Below are 22,849 nucleotides of genomic sequence, written 5' to 3' on the forward strand. Positions count from 1 at the left end.
TCAATACTATGGTAAAATAGGACAAGTAGCTTTTACAAGAAGGTAAGAGGGGAGTATGAAAATATGGGAAAAGAATATCATGTTGCCGTGGTAGGAGCAACAGGTGCTGTCGGGACAAGAATGATTGAATTGTTAGCAGAAACAAGTTTGCCAATTGCCAGTGTGAGGTTATTGGCGTCTAAGCGTTCTGCCGGACAAGAGATTCAGTTTAAAGGGCAACCTCTTATCGTGGAAGAATTAGTCCCGGAATCATTTGAAGGAATCGATTTAGCATTATTTAGTGCTGGCGGGAGTATTTCCGAAAAGTTTGCACCAGAAGCAGTTAAGCGAGGAGCTGTTGTTGTTGACAACACTAGCCATTTTAGAATGGCAAAAGATGTTCCTTTAGTTGTTCCAGAAGTGAACCCGGAAGCCTTGAAAAATCATCAGGGAATCATCGCAAATCCCAATTGTTCTACGATTCAAATGATGGTGGCCTTGGAACCAATTCGGCAAGCGTTTGGCTTAGAACGAATCATCGTTTCAACGTATCAAGCTGTGAGTGGCGCAGGTATCCGTGCAATTAATGAGCTAAAAGAACAAGCCGAAGATTTTTTAGAGGGAAAACCTGTCAGTGAATGGTCAGCTGAAATTTTACCAGCTGGCAGTGACAAAAAACATTATCCAATTGCTTTTAATGCGTTGCCTCAAATTGATGTTTTTTCAGAAGCAGGGTATACCTACGAAGAATGGAAAATGATGAATGAAACAAAAAAAATCATGGGGGATAACAAGCTAAAAGTCGTTGCCACCTGTGTCCGTATTCCGGTAATTTCAGGACATTCTGAATCTGTTTATATAGAAGTGAAACAAGCAGATGCATCGGTCTCAGCCATCCAAGAATTAATGGCGCAAGCTCCAGGTGTAATTTTGCAAGATGAGCCAAGTGAACAACTATATCCACAAGCGCTAAATAGCGTCAACCAGAAAGAAACATTTGTCGGCCGTATTCGTCAAGACGTTGACGTGAAGAACGGTTTCCATTTATGGATTGTGTCAGACAACCTATTAAAAGGAGCTGCTTGGAACTCGGTCCAAATTGCTGAAACGCTACACGAAATGAATTTGCTTCGTGTACCTGAAAACGACTAGAAGGTTTGTATTGTATACTCGGGAGGGAATAGGATGGATTTAACGAATGCAACAATTATTACGGCAATGGTTACGCCGTTTCAAGAATCGGGAGAAATAGATTTTGATAAACTGCCGCAATTGGTAGACTATTTATTGGCCAATCATACAGAAGGCGTTATTTTAGCAGGAACAACTGGTGAATCACCCACGTTAACCCATGAAGAAGAATTACAATTATTCCAGCGAATGATTGAACTGATCGATGGACGTATTCCGATTATTTGTGGTGTAGGTACGAATGATACACGTGACTCAGTCGCTTTTGTGAAAGAGTTAGCGACAATCGCTGGTATCGATGCTGTTTTGGCGGTTGTTCCTTATTATAATAAACCAAATCAAGAAGGTATGTATCAACATTTTAAAACCATCGCAGAAGCAAGTGAACTACCAATTATTTTGTACAATGTTCCTGGTAGAACGGCTGCATGTCTAGAAGTGGAAACTACTTTGCGCTTAGCACAATTGGAAAAAATTGTGGCAATTAAAGAATGTGCAGGGTTAGATGCAATTACTGAGTTGATTGAAAGAGCGCCAAAAGACTTTCTAGTGTATACTGGAGAAGACGGGTTGGCTTTTGCCACCAAGGCACTTGGCGGACAAGGGGTTATTTCGGTAGCCAGTCATGTCTTCGGTTCGTCAATGTATGAGATGTATCAAGCGCTGGAGCAGGGGAACTTGCCGGAAGCGGCTAAAATTCAACGACAGTTATTACCAAAAATGAACGCCTTGTTTTCAGTGCCTTCGCCGGCACCCGTGAAAGCGGCCTTAAATCATTTAGGTATTCCTGTTGGAAATTTACGTTTACCTCTAGTTGCTTGTACACCAGAAGAAGAGCAAAGAATTATTCGCACGTTAGAGATTTAAAGAACGTGTAATCATAGAGAGGTGAAAAGAGTGAGTACAATAAAAATCGTTCCATTAGGCGGCGTTCGTGAAAATGGAAAAAATATGTACGTTGCTGAAGTGGAAGATGAAATTTTTGTACTGGATTGTGGATTACAATATCCAGAGAACGAACTTTTAGGAATTGACGTTGTCATTCCGGATTTTACGTATTTAGAAGAAAATAGTGAACGAATTGCAGGGGTCTTTTTAACACATGGCCATGCAGATGCAATTGGGGCCTTACCGTATTTGCTTTCAAAAATTCAAGTGCCTGTTTTTGGGACAGAATTAACGATTGAACTAGCAAAACTAAGTGTCAACAGTCATGCGGAAACGAAGAAATTTAAAGATTTCCATGTGATTGACCCGCATACAGAAATTGATTTTGGTCAAGCAACGGTGAGCTTCTTTAAAACAACGCACACCATTCCAGATTCGATTGGTGTTAGCATCAAAACAAAAGAAGGTAACATTGTTTATACTGGTGATTTTAAATTTGATCAAAGTGCGATTGAGATGTATCAGACCGATTATGGCCGCTTGGCTGAAATTGGGAAAGAAGGCGTCTTGGCGTTACTTAGTGATTCATCAAATGCTGAAAACCCAGTCCAAGTTGCTTCCGAAGCCCAAATCGCTGATGAAGTGTTCGACACGATTCGCTATTGGGAAGGACGAATTATCGTGGCATGTGTGGCAAGTAATTTGCAACGGGTTCAACAAGTATTGAATGCAGCGGATCGTTCTTGTCGTAAAGTCGTTTTGACAGGCCAAGATTTTGAACGGATTATTCGGACGGCGATGAAATTGGAAAAATTACAATTGCCAAGCGAAGATCTATTAGTGAAACCAAAAGAAATGAAAAAATATGCACCTGAACAGTTATTAATTTTAGAAACAGGCCGAATGGGAGAACCGATTAAGTCACTTCAAAAAATGGCTAATAATACACATGGTGTCGTTCGAATTGAAGAAGGCGATTTAGTTTATATTACGACAACGCCGACAACGGCCATGGAAACAACGGTTGCCAAAACAGAGGATATTGTCTATCGGGCCGGTGCTACGGTGAAGCAAATTTCCGACAATTTACGTGTGTCTGGTCACGCTAATCCGAATGACTTGCAATTGATGCTGAACTTAATGAAACCAAAATATTTCATTCCTGTCCAAGGTGAATACCGCCAGTTAGCTGCGCATGCGGACTTAGCACACGAAATTGGCATGCCTTATAAAGATATCTTTATTACAGGTCGTGGGGACATTCTAGAGTATACAAAAGGTAGAATGTCGGTAGCTGGCAGCACAACGGCCGAAAATATTATGATTGACGGGATTGGTGTCGGTGATATTGGTAATATCGTTTTACGGGATCGTCGTATTCTTTCCGAAGATGGTATTTTTGTGGCTGTTGTGACAATTAATCGCCGAGAAAAACGAATTGTTTCACCAGCTAAAATTACTTCTAGAGGTTTTGTTTACGTTAAAACAAGTAAAGACCTAATGAAAGAAAGTAGCAATATTGTTACAGAAATTGTTGAAAAACATTTAGAAAGTGACGATTTTGAATGGAGCAAACTGAAACAAGAAATCCGCGAAAACTTAAGCCGTTATTTATTTGAACAAACCAAACGTCGTCCTGTGATCTTACCAGTTATCATGGAAGCGACGCAACGCAAGCGTCCCAAAAATAACGCATAGTTCGTCCTGATAAAAGCAGGTGATTTTAGGAGAAATTCTTCTAAAGTCATCTGTTCTTTTTTGTAACTTTCTTCTATAAATATGGTACTATTAATCAGAGCGCTGAATAAAGGAGGCGATTTTAGTGGAAGAGATTGTGTTGTTCCATACCAATGATCTTCATTCTCACTTTGAAAATTGGCCCAAAATACGGCGTCTGGTTAAAGCCAAACGTTCGCTGTACCAAAAAGAGGGCAAAACAGTCGTAACCATTGATTTAGGCGATTTTTCAGATCGGTGTCATCCTTTGACCGAAGCAACAGATGGTCGAGCAAATGTAGCTATAATGAATACATTAGCGTATGATCTGGTTACAATTGGAAATAATGAAGGAATCGGCAATTCAAAGAAACAATTAGAGCATTTATATGATCAGTCAACATTTGAAGTGGTCTTAGCTAATTTAGAAGATCCAAAAACCCAAACGTTACCAGATTTTTGTCAAGCATATAAAATTATGACAACTAAAGAAGGCACAAAGTTAGGGTTTATTGGCTTAACCGCACCATTTCCTTTAACGTATAATCCCAATGGCTGGACAATCAAACAAGTGGAAGCAGTCCTTCCTCAACTGATTACAGAAGTTGCGCCTCAATGTGATGTTCTCATTTTGCTTAGTCACTTGGGGATAGATACTGATTTTATGATTGCGGCGAATTATCCTGAAATTCAAGTGATTTTAGGTTCCCATACACATCATTTATTTAAAGATGGTGAAAAAATTAATCATGTGCAACTAGCAGCTGCTGGCAAATATGGACAGTATATTGGTGAAGTGCATCTGTTTGTGGATGACGACACGAAGCAAGTCACAAGTTATGCAAAAACGATGGAAACAGCAAGTTTAGAAGAGCAAGCAACTGATGCCAAGGAAATTGCGGGTTACTTAACGGAAGGTCATCGACTATTGCAAGCGCAGCAAATTGCACAAATCCCTGAAACCTTGTCAACGGACTTACGGCAACCGCATGCCTTTATAACTGTTGCCTTGAAGGCGTTAAAAGAAGCGGGGCAGACCGAAGCGGCTGTGTTGAACAACGGGTTATTTTTAGCAGATTTACCAGAAGGAATAATCAATGCAGACCAATTACATGAGGCCTTGCCTCATCCAATGCATTTAATCAAGGTTACCTTGAAAGGGTCAGACATGAGCCGTTTGATTCGTGAAATGGAAAAAAGTCGTCAATTTCTGCGGAAATTTCCGATTCGCGGGATGGGCTTCCGCGGGAAAATTTTTGGCGAATTATGTTATGATGGGATTCGTTTTGAGCGAAATAGCCAGACCGTTTTTTGGCAAGGGAAACCTATTCAGCCAGAGCAGAAGTATACGCTGACAACAGTGGATCACTTTCAATTTGTTCCGTTTTTCCCAACGATTGAGTTAGTTGGAGAAGTCGAATTTTTATTTCCAGACGTTTTAAGAACTGTCGTGGCGAACTATCTGCATGCCCACTATCCAATCAAATAAAAACAAGGTATAATAAAAACTAGGTGGTGAAAAAATGACAGACAAAAAGACAACCGAAAAAAAAGAAACAGAAACTGCTGCAACCTTTACAGAAGAACTAACAGCAGTTCTTGAAGAAATAAAAGAAGAACCTGTAAAAGAAAAGAAAAAAGGGGAAATTGTCACCATTGTGAATGAAACAGATATTCAAATTGGTGAAAGAGAGTACCGAATTGTTAAAAATCATCGTGATGCCTTTGATCCTGAACGCTTAGGTGAACGGTTTAGTGAAGTATTAGCGCGTTATGATTATATCGTAGGAGACTGGGGCTATGAACAGTTACGCTTGCGTGGCTTTTTTGATACTTCTAATCGTCGGGCAGCGCCGGATCAACGCATTGATACACTAGAAGACTATTTGTATGAATATTGTAATTTTGGCTGTGCCTATTTTGTAATTGAACGAACAGGGGAACGTAAAGAAAAAACAACGCATCGTCGTCGTCGCCATAAAAAGAATAATCGTTCTAACGCGTTTGTCGAGGAAAAGAGTGCGCCCGCTAATAAAAATAGCAAGCCAGTGATTCGTACGCGAAAAGAAGAAAATAAAAAAACGACTACACCCAAACAGCCTAGTCCCAAAAAATCTGGCAAAGGCTTTACGATTCGTCAACGTGAGGAGTAAACAGAGTGAAAAAAAACTATCAAGGATATTTAATTGATTTAGATGGAACGATTTATTTAGGAAAAGAACCAATTCCAGCCGGAAAACGTTTTGTCGAGCAGTTACAGGAAAAAGATTTGCCTTTTTTATTTGTAACGAATAATACCACTAAATCTCCTGAAACAGTGGCACAACGTTTAGCAAATGAATTTGATATTCATGTCCCAGCATCCCTTGTTTATACAGCGACTTTAGCGACGATTGATTACATGAAAGAAACCAATCGAGGCAAGAAAGTCTTTGTCATCGGCGAGGCTGGTTTAATTGACTTAATTTTAGAAGCAGGTTTTGAATGGGATGAAACAAATCCTGATTATGTTGTCGTGGGACTTGATACAGAATTATCTTATGAAAAAGTGGTTTTAGCTACCTTAGCCATTCAAAAAGGGGCGTTGTTTATTGGGACCAATCCAGATAAGAACATTCCGACAGAAAGAGGCTTATTACCTGGTGCAGGTTCAGTTGTGACGTTTGTGGAGACAGCTACTCAAACAAAACCAGTTTATATTGGCAAACCAAAAGCGATTATCATGGAACGAGCGATTGCGCATTTAGGCGTGGAAAAAGAGCAAGTAATTATGGTTGGAGATAATTATGAAACCGATATTCAATCAGGGATTCAAAATGGTATTGATAGCTTGTTAGTTACATCAGGTTTTACCCCTAAGTCAGCTGTTCCAACTTTGCCAACGCCACCAACCTATGTTGTTGATTCCTTAGATGAATGGACTTTTTGAGTATGATGAGGTCGAAATTGCGTTTAAGGGAAACACTTGGACTCATTTGTTTGTTTTTAACGATTGTGGCTTTAAGTATCACGATCACGATTAATTTTCGTCCATTGTATCTTTTTGATATCCAACACTTAAATATTTTAAAAGACGTAGAGGTTGATCGTGTGACCTTGATTAAAAATTACGATCATTTAATGATGTACTTAAACAATCCTTTTGAAAAAACATTAGTATTTCCTGATTTTCCAATGTCTGATAGCGCGGCTTTTCATTTTTATGAAGTGAAAAAATTGTTTTTATTGTGCTATGGCGTATTACTAGTTACGTTGATGCCTAGTGTCCTTTATTTAAAATATTTGGTGAAAAATCAGCGTTTATGGACATTGATACGGCCATTTCAGTGGGGAATGTTTTTGCCTGTGCTTTTTGGCTTTTTCATGCTGATTGGCTTTGATCAATTTTTTATTGCGTTTCATGGATTATTTTTTAACAACGATGCTTGGTTATTTAATCCGCTGACTGATCCGATTATCAATGCCTTACCTGAAGCCTACTTTATGCATTGTTTTATCTTGTTTTTTGTTTTATTAGAAGGCCTGTTTTTGATAGGTATTTTAATCGGAAAACGTTCTTTAAAAAAATAAAAAGAGAAAAGTGAACAATTCCAAAATTGCTCGCTTTTCTTTTTTATTCAATCTAGTTTTAAAAACTAGATTGAATAATTGTCAAAAGTATGATATTCTTTTTTAGAAATGGTTAGGAGGGTTTTTATGGACGAGATAGAAAAATCACTACAAAATTGGGGCCAACAATTGGAAAACGTTCATTTGCCAAGATGGCATGAGTTACCAGACATTGAATTATATATGGATCAAGTGATTACTCTGATAGAAAAATACTTATCCCCATTGATTACACTGGAAAAACATACTTTGTTAACGTCCTCAATGGTTAATAATTATGTCAAACACGGGTTAATCCCGGCCCCAGTGAAAAAGCGCTACAATCAAAAGCATTTAGCGTTTTTAATTGCGATTACGTTGTTGAAACAAGTGTTAACATTGCCAGAAATTAAGCAAGGCATTTTATTCCAAGGAGCCACGGTTGGTATTCGTGAAGCGTACAATTTATTTTGTCAAGAACAGGAACGAGCGATTTATGTGATTGCTGCTCAAGCGCAAGAAAAAGAAGTTCAGGCCAAATCACAAGAACCTATGGGGATTGAATATTTGGCTGTAAAAGCAGCGACAATGTCTTTTGCTACTAAAATGTTTAGTGAAAAAGTGATTGAATTGGAACAAGAATACTTAAAAGAAATGGATGAGATGACACATGAATAAAGAAAAAATCGCACTACTAGTTGATTCTGGGACAGATGTTCCAGAGGCATTAGTCAAACAATACGGCATGTATGTCTTGCCCTTACAGATTATTTATCCTGAAAAAACCTATACAGATAAGGTAGATATTACACCAGAAGAAGTGTATCAACGTTTAGAGAAAGAAATCCCTAGTACTTCATTACCTGATGGTGCAACAATTCAAGCTATTTTTGACAAAATTAAAGAAGCGGGTTACGAAAAAGTCTTAGCGGTGACCATTTCTAGTGGCTTAAGTGGAACGTATAATGTGGTTCGCTTGCTTGGAGAACAAACCGAAGGACTAGATGTATTTGTTTTAGATACAAAGAACATTGGTATCGGGGCTGGCATTCAGGCGATACGAGCAGCAGAATTAATTGAAACAGGATTAGGCTGGCAAGAATTACAACAAAAATTAACAGAAGAAGTAGCCAACGCAAAAGTATTTTTTAATGTAGCCACTTTAGAATATTTACAAAAAGGTGGACGAATTGGTTTAGTCACTTCTATTTTAGGCAATGCGCTAAAATTAAACCCCATTATTTCTTGTAATGAAGAAGGCATTTACTATACGGTGGCTAAGTCTCGCGGCCGTAAAAAAAGTCTTGATAAAACGTTTGAGTTGGTGACGAACTTTATAGGTGAGGCACCCCGTTTTCGTTTGGCAGTCGCTCACGGTGCGGCAGAGGAAGAAGCAAAAGTAATGATGGAACGCTTGAAAGCAGCTTTTCCACAAGCAGAAGAAATTTACTTTGGAACGATTAGTCCGGCATTAGTTGTTCATACAGGACCAGGACTTTTAGGTGTTGGTATACAGTTATTAAATGATTAATTAAATGAAAAATCTCCTCAAATTTTTTTGAGGGGATTTTTCATTTAAGATTTCTCTTTTTCATAGAAATATCATTTTGCTGGAAAAACAACGAAAATTATATTGAAAATTTCACGAATGTGTTACAATTTGTCTACAAAGGGGGAATTTTTTGTGAAAAAAGCAATAGCAGAATGTTTAGGAACATTTATTCTTGTCTTTTTTGGGACAGGAACAGCCGTTCTAGGAAATGGTATGGAAGGGATTGGAACAACGGGGATTGCCTTAGCATTTGGGTTAACAATCGTTGCTGCTGCCTATAGTATTGGCACAATTTCAGGTGCACATCTAAATCCAGCTGTTTCTATAGGAATATGGCTTAATAAACGAATAACAACAATGGAACTAATCTACTATGTAGTGGGACAAATTGTTGGCGGCTTGATTGCCTCATTTGCATTATTAAGCATTCTAAAAGGTGCTGGTAAAAGTATTGAGAACTTAGGTCAAAATGGCGTAGGGGAATTAAGTGTTGCTGGTGCATTGACAGTCGAAATTATTTTAACATTTATTTTTGTTTTAGTTGTCATGACAGTTACAAGTGCTAAGAAAGGCAATGCTTCATTAGCAGGAATCGTAATTGGGTTAACACTAACAATGATTCACTTAGTCGGCATTCCTTTGACAGGAACTTCTGTCAACCCAGCTCGTAGCATCGCGCCAGCCGTTTTTGCGGGTGGTTCAGCGTTATCTGAGTTGTGGATTTTTATCGTTGCGCCATTAATTGGTGGATTATTAGCCGCTCTTGTAGCAAAATTCGTCTTAGATACGGAAGAATAGATTAGCGAAAGAAGAATCTTTGATAACAAGCGTCAATTGTTGTCAGAGATTCTTTTTTTGTTATACTAGGAGAACCTAAAGGCGCATTTTTAACCAAAGATGAAAACATCATCAAAATAAGGTATAATAGGAAAGTATCAAATAAGATTAGAAGGAAAAAGAGGTGTCTCTTTGTGAAGAAAATTTTAGTAGTTGATGACGAGAAGCCAATTTCAGAGATCGTTAAATATAATTTGGTTAAAGAAGGATATGAAGTATTTACTGCTTATGATGGAGAAGAAGCACTTGAAAAAGTGGAAGAAGTGGAACCAGACTTAATTATTTTAGACTTAATGCTCCCTAAAATGGATGGCTTAGAAGTCGCACGAGAAGTGCGCAAAACACATGATATGCCAATCATTATGGTGACTGCCAAAGATTCTGAAATTGATAAGGTTTTAGGATTAGAATTAGGAGCCGATGACTATGTAACGAAACCATTTTCAAATCGTGAATTAGTTGCTCGTGTAAAAGCCAATTTACGGCGAGGTGCAACCAATGCGAAAGAAGCCGAGGTGACAACGCAATCTGAATTAACGATTGGTGATTTAACCATTCATCCTGATGCATACATGGTCTCAAAACGGGGTGAAAAAATTGAATTAACCCACCGTGAATTTGAGTTACTTTATTACTTAGCAAAACATATCGGACAAGTGATGACTCGTGAACATTTATTACAAACCGTTTGGGGTTATGATTATTTTGGTGATGTGCGGACAGTGGACGTAACCGTACGTCGTTTAAGAGAAAAAATTGAAGATAGTCCAAGTCATCCAACGTATTTAGTTACTCGTCGTGGGGTTGGTTATTATCTAAGAAATCCTGAACAGGAGTAATCAGGTATGAAGAAAAAAGTTCACTTTTTTCAATCTGTTAATTTTAAGATTGCTTTATCATTTATTCTGCTGTTACTAATCGCGATTCAAATCATTGGTGGCTATTTCATTCGTGAATTGGAAGCCACTACAATTTCCGATTTTAAAAAAAATATGGATTCCCAAGTTGTCCAATTGTCAAATACGTTAAGTACGCAGATGAGCAACAAAGATCTCGAACGTAGTGACGTTGATGCAAATTTAAAAAAAGCGTTATCTGATTTTTCAAATGCAGATATTTCTGAAGCGAGAATTGTCGATGATAAAGGGATTATTCGGGCAACCAATGATTTAAATCAACAAAATATTATTGGGAAAAAGAATGATTATCGTGATTTAAATGACTTTACGAGTAAAAAATATCAAGCTTTAGATAATGATAAACGCGTGTATGTGAATGTCCAGCCGATTCAATCGCCTACTGGAGAAACAGTGATTGGTGTCCTTTATGTGAAAAGTAATTTAGAAAATAAATACCAAGAAATTACCAACACAGCAAGTATCTTTTTCACTGCTTCTATTATTGCCGCAGCAATCTCGATTATTGTGACCTTACTGATTGCACGATCAATCACGAAGCCGATTGGTGAAATGCGCGAGCAAGCCATTCGAATCGCTCGTGGTGATTACGCTGGAAAAGTAGAAGTCCATGGAAAAGATGAATTAGGCCAATTAGCAGAAACATTTAATCAATTATCAGAACGGATTGAAGAAGCACAAGAAACAATGGAAGCAGAAAGAAATCGTTTAGATAGTGTCTTAACGCATATGACAGATGGTGTCATTGCGACGGATCGCCGCGGAAAGGTGATTACGATTAATGAAATGGCCCTTTCATTATTAAATGTAAAAAATGAAAATGTGATTGGGACCTCGTTATTAGAGTTGTTAGATATTGAAGAAGATTACACATTGCGGAAGCTGTTAGAAGAGCCAGATGAACTGCTGATTGATCGCTCAACGTCTGATCGTGAAGAAGACCAAATGATTATCCGGGTAGACTTTACGATGATTCGTCGGGAATCAGGATTTATTACTGGCTTAGTTTGCGTACTTCATGACGTCACAGAACAGGAAAAAAACGAACGGGAAAGACGGGAATTTGTTTCCAATGTTTCTCATGAGTTGCGAACGCCTTTGACAAGTATGCGTAGTTATATAGAGGCTTTGAGTGAAGGAGCTTGGGAAAACCCTGAGATTGCGCCGAACTTCTTAAAAGTCACGTTAGAAGAAACCGACCGGATGATTCGTATGATTAATGATTTGTTGAATTTATCTCGGATGGACTCTGGGAATACACATCTTCAATTAGAGTATGTGAATTTTAACGAATTGATTAATTTTGTCTTGGATCGCTTTGATATGATGATTGAAAATGAGCAAAAAAATTACAAAATTCGCCGTGAATTTACTAAACGCGATTTATGGGTAGAGTTAGATACAGACAAAGTAATTCAGGTTTTAGACAACATTTTGAACAATGCGATTAAGTATTCGCCAGATGGCGGCGTCATTACCTGCCGACTAGTTGAAACACATAATAATGTCGTCTTTAGTATCTCGGACCAAGGTTTGGGCATCCCTAAAAAAGATCTCGGGAAAGTCTTCGAGCGTTTTTATCGTGTGGATAAAGCTCGTGCGCGAGCACAAGGTGGGACTGGTTTAGGTTTAGCAATTTCTAAAGAAGTAATTCGGGCCCATAACGGGAGTATTTGGGTGGAAAGTACAGAAGGTGAAGGATCGACTTTCTATATTTCACTACCATATGAACCTTATGAAGAGGATTGGTGGGAATGATGAAATTATCAGAATGGATTACAAGAATTGGCTTGATTTTGATGGTCATTTTAAGTATATATTTTTCAGTCAATATCTGGCTGAATTCTGCCAAAAAAATACCAGAAATGAAGTCGGGAAGCCAAGTCACAACAGCTGTCAATGAAAAAGCCATTGGCGATGTCTATTTACCTTTGCAATTGATTCGAATAACTGATGGAAAAGCGATGCAAAGTAATCGTGAAACATTAATTAGTAATGTTCAAAATGATATTAAAATGGCTACTTTTGGTAAATTGACACAAGTTGTGACAAAAAATGCAGAGCAACTTAAGCGCTACAACCAAATGGAACAAGGCATTGAACTTCTTTATCAAGGTCCCTTTTTAATCTCGGACTATGCTTCGATTTATAATCTATCCATTAATTTTACTAACTTTAATGAGTTGACGGACCAGTATTTTACGAAAATTCAATTGGATTTTAACGAAAATAAGATACGTTTTTTAGATTATGATCAAGCCAACGTCTATGAAGCACCCATGACTGTCAATAAGGCGCGCTTAATGGGAATTATCAATAAAGAGGGATTGCAATATCAAGACGTTTCCGAAAATACGCTAACCAAACAAGGACAATGTTATTTAACCAATGATATGAAGTTGAAAAAGTACAGTTATATTTTAGCTTCGCAACCAGTTACTCGTTTTAGAAATGCTTTTTTCAATGAAACGGAAGATATCCAAACCAATGAAGACAGTCAAGACTTAACCTACACGAGTAAAGAGGAACGATTGTTTGCAGAAGAAAAACTGGGAAAAATCGATTTTAAAGGGACCTTGCCAGAAGAGAATAAACGGGATTCAATCTATAATCAAAGCTTTTCTTATGTAAAACGTTTAGGAACCAATATGGGGAATTTACGTTACTTTGATCGAACGAAAGATAGTGTCAATTATCGGACTTTTGTGGAAGGCTTCCCAGTGTTTAGTAATGATTTAAAAGGCCAAGTGGATATTCGCATCACGAACAACGATAGTGCTGCGCCAAGCGTAACCATTAACACAAGTGTGAATACGATCCAAGTGCCGATTCCTTCAGAAGAAGAAGTGACGCTGGAAAGCACGGAAAAATTGATTAAGCGTTTAGAAACGGCTGGTGCTAAAAAGGAAAAAATCCAATCGGCTGTTATTGGTTATACGTGGCAGACAATTGAAGAAGTCAAACAAGTCGTTGATTTAAGTCCGGAATGGTATGTCCTTTATAACAACAATTGGTACACTGCAACGGACTTGGTAAAACAATTACCAAGCTTGGAGGTGGGCTAATGGATTTTAAACGAATTGAGTGGATTTTCTTCTTAGCGTTTTTAGGATTAAATATCTTTTTATTTGGAATTTATCGGGAAGGTCAACAAGAGGAGAGCAACGTCTCTTCTTCCAGCCAAACAGAATCGATTGAAAGTCGGTTGGAAAAAGATAACATCTCGTATAAAGGGACACTTTCTTCAGAACGATTGGAAGGTTATTATTTAAGTGGCGAACAAACCAATTTTTCTGCTGCTTTAAAAATCCAACGTGAAAAGAATAAAAACTTTTTGAGAAATGGGCTGCAAATTGCGGATAATACTTTAACGAGTGTACCTAGTAAAAACTATTTTATTGATCCTAAGAAAATTGATAAAGATTTAAGTACTTTTTTAAATGAAAAAAATGCTTTATTATTCGGAGACGAATATCAATACTTACCAGAATTTTCTCATTTAAAAGAGCCGACGGCAGAAATTGTGGCTGCACAATCGTATAAAGGAATTCCCTTTAGAGACGACACGGCAAAATTAAGTATTTTAGCAGATACGTCAGGTGAATTATGGAAAATTAGTAAATATTCGCAAACGCACATTGAAAATATTGAAGAGTTACGAGACAAAACGGATTTATATTCCAATCGTGATGCGATAGACACGCTCTATATGAATAACCGGATTCCTAGTAATTCCAAAATAACATTCATTAAATTGGCCTATTCAAGAATTTATAAAATTCGTGAGAAAAATGTATACGTTCCAGTCTGGTTTGTAGGAATTTCTACTGGTGAAGATTCAGTTGAAATTGAACAGGTGAATGCCGTAAGTAATACCATCATCACAAATAATACTGTGCCAAAGGTGGAAAAACATTAAGGTCCGTTGTATAATGAAACACGTTAATGTTGTAATGTAGAAGGGAAGAGTTTTAAATGGATTCAGAGTTTGCTTTTAATATCAGTGTTCTTGCCAGTGGCAGTACAGGCAATTCCCTTTTTATTGAAACCAACCAAAAGAAAGTATTAGTAGATGCGGGTTTAAGTGGCAAAAAAATCACTTCACTGTTAGCAGAAGTCAATCGCAAACCAGAAGATTTAGATGCGATTTTAGTTACACATGAACATCGGGATCACATTCACGGCGTTGGCGTGTTAGCGCGAAAATATAAGTTAGATGTCTATGCTAATGAAAAAACGTGGCAAGCGATGGATCCCATGATTGGCAAAGTCGATGTCGCTCAAAAACATATTTTTGAAATGGGCAAAGTTTTGACCTTGGGAGATATGGACATTGAAAGTTTTGGTGTCTCACATGATGCGATTGCGCCTCAATTTTATCGTTTTCATCGCAATAATCGTTCCTTTGTTGTTCTAACGGATACAGGTTATTGTAGCGATCATATTCGTGGTACGATTGAAAATGCAGATGCTTATTTAGTCGAAAGCAATCATGAAATTGAAATTTTGCGAGCAGGACCTTATCCATGGAGTCTTAAACAACGGATTTTAGGAGATAAAGGCCATTTATCCAATGATGATGGTGCTCTTGTGATGGCGGATGTGTTAGGTGATAAAACAAAACGCATTTATTTAGGTCATCTTAGCAAAGAAAATAATACGAAACTTCATGCGCGAATGGCCATGGAGTCTACTTTGAAGCAAAAGGATTTAGGCGTCGGTGAAGCATTTAAGGTATATGATACAGACCCCGATTCAGCCTCAGAGTTATTTCAAATTTAGAATAATGGTGGTTTATCAGTTTTTGAGCGTGGAGCAAAAATCCAAAGTGATTTTTGTCCCATGCTCATTTTTTTCTTTTATCCAGCTGGTTTGACAGAGACATCGGTGATAATACTTTTAAACTCTTAGTTAATTTTTTGACAAATACTTGTGTTTGTCTGGTGTTAGGAGTATAGTTAACTAGATTTTTACTAGTGGGAGGTCTATAATGTTTCAATTTTTACCAAACTCTGTTTTACAGATGAGCACTATTTTTCTTTCGATTATTATCGAAGCATTGCCTTTTGTCATGTTAGGTTGCTTGATTTCAGGCGCTTTACATGTTTTTTTAACACCAGAACGAGTAAAAAAAGTGTTACCTAAAAATAAATTTTTATCAATTTGTGTAGGGAGTTTCCTAGGGTTTTTCTTCCCTTCTTGTGAATGCGGGATCGTCCCAATTGTGCATCAATTTGTTAAAAAAGATGTACCAACACATACCGCTTTTGCTTTTATGTTAACGGCACCAATCATTAATCCAATTGTGCTATTCTCAACATACGTAGCTTTTAGTGGCGCAACAAAATTTGTGATTTGGCGAGTTTTAGGTAGTATGATTGTCGCGTGGGTTATCGGCATTTGGTTAGCTTATTTTCGAAAAGAATCAATTTTAACAGAAAAAGAGTTGGCGCAGATTAAAGAAGAGCAGGTTGCTCATACGCATGAACACGTTGATGAAGCTCGTTCATTTTGGAAAAACGGCTGGTCAGCGTTAACCCATAGTATTGATGAATTTTTTGATACGGGTCGTTATTTAATTTTTGGTTCTTTGTTGGCAGCAATCATGCAAACCTATATTCCAACTGGTGCGCTTATGCAATTGGGCCATTCAAAGATTTTAGCGATTCTAGTCATGCTAGTCATCGCTGCCACTCTATCACTTTGTTCAGAAGCAGATGCATTTATTGGTTCTTCTCTTTTGAGTTTATTTGGCACAGGACCAATTGTCGCCTTCTTAGTTTTTGGTCCAATGGTAGATATTAAAAATTTATTGATGATGAAACGTTATTTTAAGATGTCATTCATTGTACAATTTGTTTTGATAGTGGCGCTTGTCGTAACTATTTATGCGGCAGTAGTTTAGAAAGGAGGCCTACAATCGATGATACGATTTATTATTTTAATTGGATATATGGGGTTGATGATGTATCTTCAAATTTCAGGTGAACTGAACCAATATATCAATATTCATTATAATTACTTAGCTGTTTTATCAATGGTTTTAGCTTTTATTATGGCGATTGTCCAATTGATTTTGTGGAACCAAGCAGATCCATCAATGCAAAAAAAACATGAAGACATGCACCATCATGGGGGACATGAACATCATGGCCATCAGCATAATTTGGAAAAACCCAGCCAAAGAGGGCTTGCCTATTTACTACTTTCTTTACCGTTGATTGTTGGCTTATTATTTCCGACAGTTAGTTTAGACACAACAATTGTTGAAGCAAAAGGCTTTAACTTTCCAGTAAGTAAAGAATCAGTAGGGGATCCTGATATGCAAACGCAATATTTGAAACCTGATACAAGTATGTATTTCAATAAGACGGATTATGACAAGCAGATGGCAAAAGCCATGAAACAATATGATGGCCAATCTGTGATTTCAATTACGGATGAAAACTATTTGGAAATTATGGAACTAATCTATAATTATCCAAGTCAATTTGCAGGGAAAAGGATTTCTTATAAAGGCTTTGTCTATAATTCAAAACGAGAAGAAAGTGTTGACCAGTTTGTCTTCCGTTTTGGGATTATTCATTGTGTCGCTGATTCTGGCGTTTTTGGCTTGTTGGTTCATTTTCCTGAACATACGCAATTTCAAAACAATGATTGGGTAACGATTACCGGCACGGTTGAGTTGTCCTATTATCCACCGTTTAAACGACAAATACCAACTGTGCAAGTGGAGAAAGTCAAAGCAGATCAAGCACCTAAAAATCAATATGTCTATCGTTCCTTTTAAAAAAAAGTTGGTTGCTTCCTTATCAAATGGAAGCAACCAACTTTTTTGCTATCTATTTTTTAATTTTGTTGCGCTTACGACGAATAAAACCCAAAGATTCTCTTTTTTCTCGAAAGCTGCGGATATTCTGATTGAAAACCTCAGAAGCGACTAAGCCTAACGCAATTGCCCCAGCAATCATTACAGCTTGCACGGTAAAATAGGCGCCTTTTTCATAATTGCCAATTACGATATTCCGAACAGCTTGATAAGCTAAGCCACCAGGTACCAATGGAACAATACCAGGAATATTAAAAATCGTGACAGGCATTTTCAATATTTTTGAGAATAGGTAGCTTACTGCCGCAACACCGACAGCACCGATGAGGGAACCTAATGCCACATTTCCACTAAAAACTTCAACGATTACCCAATAAAGCATCCAGCTCACACTACCAGTTAGACCACAAGCCACCAGTGATCGTCGAGGAACATTAATAATAATCGCAAACGCCGCAGAAGCTAAAAAACTAAAGATAAATTGTACCAAAATGATTCCTAGCAAGTAAGTCACTCCTTTTAATAGAAAAGTTGAAAGACAAAAGCAATGCCAAAACCAATCATTCCTGAAGTCATTAATGCTTCAGTCCCACGAGAAACACCCGATAAGTAGTGTCCAGCTAGCAAATCGCGAAGAGCATTGGTAATTTGCACACCAGGCACTAAAGGCATGACACAACCAATGATGATTAAATCTTGTGATTGTCCGAGTCCCAATTTGACTGAAAGAATAGCGGCTGCACCAATGAACAGCGAAGCTAAAAATTCAGATAAAAATTTAATCTTGAGAAACTTTAAACTAAAATAATAAAGACTATAGCCGCAACCACCAATCAGAAAAGTCAAGAATAAATCGGACCAGACACCACCAAAAAGAATCATAATTGTAGCGCTGACAACAGCCGCACTAACAATGCGTGCGCTAATTGGAAAATGTCGGTGTTCACTATCAATCACTTTTAGTTTATTCAGTAATTCCTCTAAAGAAAAATCACCAGCCACATAAGCACGAGACAGCTGATTCACACGAGAGATTTTTTCTAAATCAATGCCACGTTTCATTACTTGAACCATACGAATCGTGGAGGTTCCATCTATGCCAAAAAATAACCCGGTTTGTGTCACATAGCTAACCATTCGATAGTTGCCAGAAGCAAGCGCAATTCGGCTCATTGTATCTTCAACACGGTACATTTCTGCATCGCTTTCTATCATAATTTTACCAGCTAACAAACAGGTTTCTAAAAGTAAATCCAAATGAGCAGGAGTCATTGAGCAAGCCTCACTTTATGTATTTTCTTCTAGTGTACTACAAACGAACCAAAAAGAGGAAATAAATAACAGCTGCAATCGAAAATTTACATCGTAAACAGATTGTTAGCGAATTGTAACATTAAAAGGCTGATATTATTTAATCATAAATATTTAAAAGTTTTCAAAAGAAAAACGTCGATTTTTTCGCAAAATGAATTGAAGGGAAAGGTGATATTCTGGCGATTTAGCAGAGCTTTATTCTTGTTTTATAAAGTTGTGTATTTGTTTTTATAATTTTAAAATTATCGATGGCTGTCATTTTTTTACGAAGCCTTTATTAATAAAAGACTAAGAAATAACAAAAAAGAGAGAAGGAGAAGAAATTTTGTTTGTAGTTTCGGTTCTTTTCTAGTAAAATGAAATTGTATAAAAGTAGAAGTGAGGTGTAGTAAAATGGGTTTTACAGACGAAACAGTACGCTTTGATTTTGATGATAATCGAAAAAAAGCAATCAGTGAAACGTTAGAAACCGTGTATCGGGCATTAGAAGAAAAGGGATACAATCCTATTAACCAAATAGTAGGGTATTTACTTTCTGGGGACCCGGCTTACATTCCTCGTTATCAAGATGCTCGAAACTTAATTCGTCGTCATGAACGTGATGAAATCATGGAAGAATTAACCAAATATTACTTAGCGAACCACGGAATCGATATCAAATGAGGATCATGGGGCTAGATGTAGGTTCACGGACAGTCGGTGTGGCTGTTAGTGATTTATTAGGTTGGACAGCACAAGGCATCGAAATTATTCGCATCAATGAAGAGGAAGAGAACTTCGGTTTTGAGCGATTAGGTGAATTGGTGAAAGAATACGAAGTCACGAAATTTGTCGTAGGTTTACCGAAAAACATGAATAATTCCATCGGTCCTAGAGCTGAAGCATCCATGGCATATGGTGATAAGATTCAAGAATTATTTCAATTACCTGTTGACTATCAAGATGAACGATTAACAACTGTCCAAGCAGAGCGTTTCTTGGTGGAGCAAGCAGATGCTTCCAGAGCCAAAAGAAAAAAAGTCATTGATAAACTAGCGGCAGTAATGATTCTACAAAATTATTTAGATGCACATAGCCGATAATTATCGAGCTTTGAATACATCAAGGGAGAGAAGAAGAATGACAGAACACAACCACGATCATGATCACGAAGGACATGAACACATTACTTTAGTAGACGAACAAGGAAATGAAACATTATACGAGATCTTACTAACTGTTGACGGTCAAGAAGAATTCGGTAAAAATTATGTTTTATTATATCCAGCAGGAATTCCTGAGGATGAAGATGTTGAATTGCAAGCTTACTCATATGTGGAAAACGCAGAAGGTACAGAAGGCGATTTACAGCAAATCGAAACAGACGCTGAATGGGATATGATTGAAGAAGTTTTCAATACATTCATGGCTGAAGAAGAAGAGTAAAACTGTAACGAGAGAAGCGCTACTTCTCCTATTGAGAAGTAGCTTTCTTAATAATAATTGTTATAATGTACATGTTGTTTCTATCATAAGATACTATCACTATCATTGAGTGTGATGGATAAAGAAGGACAGCATTGTCTAGTTTTACAAGATGTTGTAAAAACGTAACATCCTTGTAATGACGTTAATTTGGTAACTATCTAGCATAATTTATAATTTGTGTTATACTAAGTGTGAGGTTTCAGAAATACTGTTAATTTTATAATATTAAATAAAAAAATGGCTCCACCTACTGGCATAGGTAGAGCCGTCAGAAATTCAGTTAAACAAACACGTAATTATTGGTGTGGTGCATTGCCACGAACTGAAATTCCAGTTAATAAAGCAAGTAAATCAAACATATATTTCACCTCCTTTATTATGATAGCTTCATTATAACATTATCTGTAAAATGATGGTATGTTTAATACAAAAAAAATAGAAAGATTGGAGTTTTGACTGTGAGAGTAGCGGGAGAAAAAATCAAAACAGCGCGTAAAAAGAAAAAATTATCGCAAGCTGAATTGGCAAAAGGAATTTGTACACAAGCAACAATTAGTAACATTGAAAACAAAAATGTGTGTGACAGTTTAGACATTTTCTCATCTGTATGTCTACGTTTAGACTTACAAGTGGAAGAATGTATCGAAGGTTCTAGTGAGAAAAAACTCGAAAGCTTATTAAATAAAGTAGAAGAATTATGCTTTTACTTTAAGCACGATGAAGCCTATGATTTGTTGAAAGACTATCCAGATGATATCGAAAGTTCAAACAGAATTTTAGAAACAAAATTTTTCTATTATAAAGGAATTACGAGTTTATTAGGTAAGAAAAATAATAGCGAAGCATTGTTCTATTTACATCGTGGTTCTGAAATTAGTCGTGATATTAATATTTATAATATTTTGAGTATGAATGCGATCGGTATTTTATATGAATTAGAAGATGATATTGAAAAAGCAAAAGTTTATTACGATAAATCTTTACAATTGCTAAGCGAATTCAAATTAGATTATCCATTAGAGCAATGCCGTATTTATTATAATACCGCAAAATTCTATTCATTAATTAAAGACTATGCAAAGAGTATTGAATTAAGTGATAAAGGAATCGAAATTAATCGGACGCACAGTTCTATTTACTCTTTAGATTGCTTATTATACGAAAAAGCGTTTAATAAACAGATGCTAGGACTAGATGCTGTTGAAGATTATCGTATTGCGTACTACTTTACACGTTTCTTTGAAAATAAAAAATTACTTGCTTATATTGAAAAAGATATGCAAGAGTTTAATATCAGTTTTAAATAATAGATTAGCGTTTCAGATTTAAAAAAGGAACAACCTAACTCCTCTTGAGTTAAGTTGTTCCTTTTTTCTCTTTTTAATTTGTTTCTTTGACAGCGTTACGGACGCTTTCAGCGACGACTTTTGCGACTCCTTTTTGGAATGGATCGGGAATAATATTGGTCGGCGTGAGTTCATTATCGGGAATCAATTTTGCAATACCTTTGGCAGCGGCAATTTGCATTTCAATCGTAATCTTTTTCGCCCGAGCATCTAAGGCACCACGGAAGATACCAGGGAAGGCCAACACATTATTAATTTGATTCGGAAAGTCACTACGACCAGTGCCGACAATATAAGCGCCTGCCGCTAAAGCTTCATCAGGAAAAATTTCAGGAACTGGGTTAGCCATTGCAAAAATAACTGGCTGCTCATTCATCTGTTGAATCCACTCAGGTTTTAAAACACCTGGTGCCGAAACACCAACAAAGACATCAGCGCCTTCAAGAGCAGTAGCTAAATCACCGGTACGGTGTTCCCGATTGGTTAGCTTCGCAATTTCTGCGTGGTGTGGTGGCAGAGCTGTATCTGTTTCGCTCAGAATCCCTGCACGGTCAACAATGATAATATGTTTTACACCAGCAGCTAAAAATTTTCTTGTGATCGAAAGACCAGCGGAGCCACCGCCGTTGATTACCACATGAATGTCCTCTATTTTCTTGTTGATTAATTTTAAGCTGTTGTACAAAGCCGCTAGAACAACAATCGCTGTCCCGTGTTGATCATCATGGAAAACGGGAATATCTAGTTCATCGATTAAACGCTGTTCAATTTCAAAACAACGAGGAGCGCTGATATCTTCCAAGTTAATTCCCCCAAAGGTTGGAGCCAAAAACTTCACTGTTTGAATAATTTCTTCGGTATCTTGTGTATCTAAAACAAGGGGAATCGAATCCACACCAGCAAAGCGTTTAAACAATGCAGCTTTTCCTTCCATGACAGGCATCGCTGCTTCAGGACCAATGTTACCTAAACCTAAAACTGCTGAACCATCACTGATAACGGCGACGGTGTTTTTCTTTGTCGTTAATTCGTAAGCGCGTTCTTTTTTTTCATGTATGGCAGAAGAAACAGCCGCAACACCTGGTGTGTAGGCAATTCCTAAATCTGCTTTTGTTTCAATCGGAACTTTAGGGCAGACTTCTAATTTCCCCCCAAATTTTTTTGCTTGCTCAATCGCTAATTCTTTTACATCTTTTGTTGACATATCATTTTCCTCCTAAATAAT

The 22,849-nt window shown here is 37.3% G+C and carries 24 protein-coding genes; 21 read left to right on the forward strand and 3 right to left on the reverse strand.

Translation table 11 applies throughout. The features are described 5' to 3' along the window. The first annotated feature begins 63 nt into the window (after positions 1-63). From IGK54_RS05100 to IGK54_RS05180, 17 genes are all read left to right on the forward strand, one after another. Positions 64-1,131, forward strand: a complete 1,068-nt coding sequence (locus IGK54_RS05100) for an aspartate-semialdehyde dehydrogenase (protein ID WP_002403231.1) — start codon at positions 64-66, stop codon at positions 1,129-1,131. Positions 1,132-1,164: 33 nt separating this feature from the next. Next, positions 1,165-2,037 carry a 4-hydroxy-tetrahydrodipicolinate synthase gene (dapA, locus tag IGK54_RS05105; protein ID WP_002357957.1) on the forward strand — a complete coding sequence of 291 codons (873 nt, stop codon included), beginning with the start codon at positions 1,165-1,167 and terminating at the stop codon, positions 2,035-2,037. 30 nt (positions 2,038-2,067) lie between these two features. Next, positions 2,068-3,756 carry a ribonuclease J gene (locus IGK54_RS05110; protein ID WP_430603287.1) on the forward strand — a complete coding sequence of 563 codons (1,689 nt, stop codon included), beginning with the start codon at positions 2,068-2,070 and terminating at the stop codon, positions 3,754-3,756. A 124-nt stretch (positions 3,757-3,880) separates the two neighbouring features. Next, positions 3,881-5,263 carry a bifunctional metallophosphatase/5'-nucleotidase gene (locus IGK54_RS05115; RefSeq protein ID WP_010777554.1) on the forward strand — a complete coding sequence of 461 codons (1,383 nt, stop codon included), beginning with the start codon at positions 3,881-3,883 and terminating at the stop codon, positions 5,261-5,263. A gap of 34 nt (positions 5,264-5,297) precedes the next feature. Further along, positions 5,298-5,927 carry a YutD family protein gene (locus IGK54_RS05120; protein ID WP_002357954.1) on the forward strand — a complete coding sequence of 210 codons (630 nt, stop codon included), beginning with the start codon at positions 5,298-5,300 and terminating at the stop codon, positions 5,925-5,927. A 5-nt stretch (positions 5,928-5,932) separates the two neighbouring features. Next, on the forward strand, positions 5,933-6,703 hold the full coding sequence (locus IGK54_RS05125) for a TIGR01457 family HAD-type hydrolase (protein WP_010777555.1): 771 nt from the start codon (positions 5,933-5,935) through the stop codon (positions 6,701-6,703). Continuing rightward, the gene (locus IGK54_RS05130; RefSeq protein WP_002396099.1) at positions 6,691-7,344 is read left to right on the forward strand and encodes a TIGR01906 family membrane protein; all 654 of its coding nucleotides are present in this window, start codon (positions 6,691-6,693) and stop codon (positions 7,342-7,344) included. Before IGK54_RS05125 ends, IGK54_RS05130 begins: the two co-directional genes overlap by 13 nt. A 126-nt stretch (positions 7,345-7,470) precedes the next feature. Then, on the forward strand, positions 7,471-8,040 hold the full coding sequence (locus IGK54_RS05135; protein WP_002357951.1) for a DUF1836 domain-containing protein: 570 nt from the start codon (positions 7,471-7,473) through the stop codon (positions 8,038-8,040). Next, positions 8,033-8,893 carry a DegV family protein gene (locus IGK54_RS05140; protein WP_430603289.1) on the forward strand — a complete coding sequence of 287 codons (861 nt, stop codon included), beginning with the start codon at positions 8,033-8,035 and terminating at the stop codon, positions 8,891-8,893. Before IGK54_RS05135 ends, IGK54_RS05140 begins: the two co-directional genes overlap by 8 nt. Positions 8,894-9,010: 117 nt before the next feature. Next, a complete protein-coding gene (locus tag IGK54_RS05145) occupies positions 9,011-9,712 on the forward strand; it encodes an MIP/aquaporin family protein (protein WP_430603359.1) in 702 nt (233 codons plus the stop codon). A gap of 173 nt (positions 9,713-9,885) precedes the next feature. Continuing rightward, positions 9,886-10,590: a response regulator YycF gene (gene yycF / locus IGK54_RS05150; protein WP_002357947.1), complete on the forward strand. Its 705-nt coding sequence runs from the start codon at positions 9,886-9,888 to the stop codon at positions 10,588-10,590. A 6-nt stretch (positions 10,591-10,596) separates the two neighbouring features. Further along, positions 10,597-12,426, forward strand: coding sequence for a cell wall metabolism sensor histidine kinase WalK (gene walK / locus IGK54_RS05155; RefSeq protein ID WP_002357946.1), 1,830 nt, complete (start codon positions 10,597-10,599; stop codon positions 12,424-12,426). Beyond that, positions 12,423-13,733 carry a YycH family regulatory protein gene (locus IGK54_RS05160; RefSeq protein ID WP_010712315.1) on the forward strand — a complete coding sequence of 437 codons (1,311 nt, stop codon included), beginning with the start codon at positions 12,423-12,425 and terminating at the stop codon, positions 13,731-13,733. The genes walK and IGK54_RS05160 overlap by 4 nt, the downstream gene beginning before the upstream one ends. Next, positions 13,733-14,587: a two-component system regulatory protein YycI gene (locus IGK54_RS05165; protein WP_002365516.1), complete on the forward strand. Its 855-nt coding sequence runs from the start codon at positions 13,733-13,735 to the stop codon at positions 14,585-14,587. Before IGK54_RS05160 ends, IGK54_RS05165 begins: the two co-directional genes overlap by 1 nt. Positions 14,588-14,643: 56 nt before the next feature. Further along, positions 14,644-15,450 carry an MBL fold metallo-hydrolase gene (locus IGK54_RS05170; protein ID WP_002357943.1) on the forward strand — a complete coding sequence of 269 codons (807 nt, stop codon included), beginning with the start codon at positions 14,644-14,646 and terminating at the stop codon, positions 15,448-15,450. A 208-nt stretch (positions 15,451-15,658) separates the two neighbouring features. Next, positions 15,659-16,573, forward strand: coding sequence for a permease (locus IGK54_RS05175; RefSeq protein ID WP_002357942.1), 915 nt, complete (start codon positions 15,659-15,661; stop codon positions 16,571-16,573). Between the two features lie 18 nt (positions 16,574-16,591). Beyond that, complete coding sequence (locus tag IGK54_RS05180) at positions 16,592-17,458, forward strand: TIGR03943 family putative permease subunit (protein WP_002382171.1); 867 nt, start codon at positions 16,592-16,594, stop codon at positions 17,456-17,458. A gap of 52 nt (positions 17,459-17,510) precedes the next feature. Here the strand turns inward: IGK54_RS05180 and IGK54_RS05185 are convergent, their stop codons facing one another. Then, positions 17,511-18,011, reverse strand: coding sequence for a threonine/serine exporter family protein (locus IGK54_RS05185; protein ID WP_430603290.1), 501 nt, complete (start codon positions 18,009-18,011; stop codon positions 17,511-17,513). A gap of 5 nt (positions 18,012-18,016) precedes the next feature. Beyond that, on the reverse strand, positions 18,017-18,769 hold the full coding sequence (locus tag IGK54_RS05190) for a threonine/serine exporter family protein (protein WP_270278565.1): 753 nt from the start codon (positions 18,767-18,769) through the stop codon (positions 18,017-18,019). 435 nt (positions 18,770-19,204) lie between these two features. Between IGK54_RS05190 and ireB the strand changes: the two genes are divergently transcribed. The 4 genes from ireB (at position 19,205) to IGK54_RS05210 (ending at position 21,585) form a co-directional block, all read left to right on the forward strand. Next, positions 19,205-19,474 carry a regulatory phosphoprotein IreB gene (gene ireB, locus IGK54_RS05195; protein ID WP_002357937.1) on the forward strand — a complete coding sequence of 90 codons (270 nt, stop codon included), beginning with the start codon at positions 19,205-19,207 and terminating at the stop codon, positions 19,472-19,474. Continuing rightward, on the forward strand, positions 19,471-19,893 hold the full coding sequence (gene ruvX, locus IGK54_RS05200) for a Holliday junction resolvase RuvX (protein WP_002357936.1): 423 nt from the start codon (positions 19,471-19,473) through the stop codon (positions 19,891-19,893). Before ireB ends, ruvX begins: the two co-directional genes overlap by 4 nt. Before the next feature lie 37 nt (positions 19,894-19,930). Continuing rightward, the gene (locus tag IGK54_RS05205; RefSeq protein ID WP_002357933.1) at positions 19,931-20,236 is read left to right on the forward strand and encodes a DUF1292 domain-containing protein; all 306 of its coding nucleotides are present in this window, start codon (positions 19,931-19,933) and stop codon (positions 20,234-20,236) included. A gap of 500 nt (positions 20,237-20,736) precedes the next feature. Next, complete coding sequence (locus IGK54_RS05210; RefSeq protein ID WP_002382173.1) at positions 20,737-21,585, forward strand: helix-turn-helix domain-containing protein; 849 nt, start codon at positions 20,737-20,739, stop codon at positions 21,583-21,585. Positions 21,586-21,658: 73 nt separating this feature from the next. On the opposite strand, the gene IGK54_RS05215 is transcribed toward IGK54_RS05210, so the two are convergent. Beyond that, a complete protein-coding gene (locus IGK54_RS05215) occupies positions 21,659-22,828 on the reverse strand; it encodes an NAD(P)-dependent malic enzyme (protein WP_010777558.1) in 1,170 nt (389 codons plus the stop codon). Positions 22,829-22,849: the final 21 nt, after the last annotated feature.

Origin of the sequence: Enterococcus sp. DIV2384, assembly GCF_050534975.1 — a bacterium.
In the GTDB taxonomy this organism is placed as follows: domain Bacteria; phylum Bacillota; class Bacilli; order Lactobacillales; family Enterococcaceae; genus Enterococcus; species Enterococcus faecalis.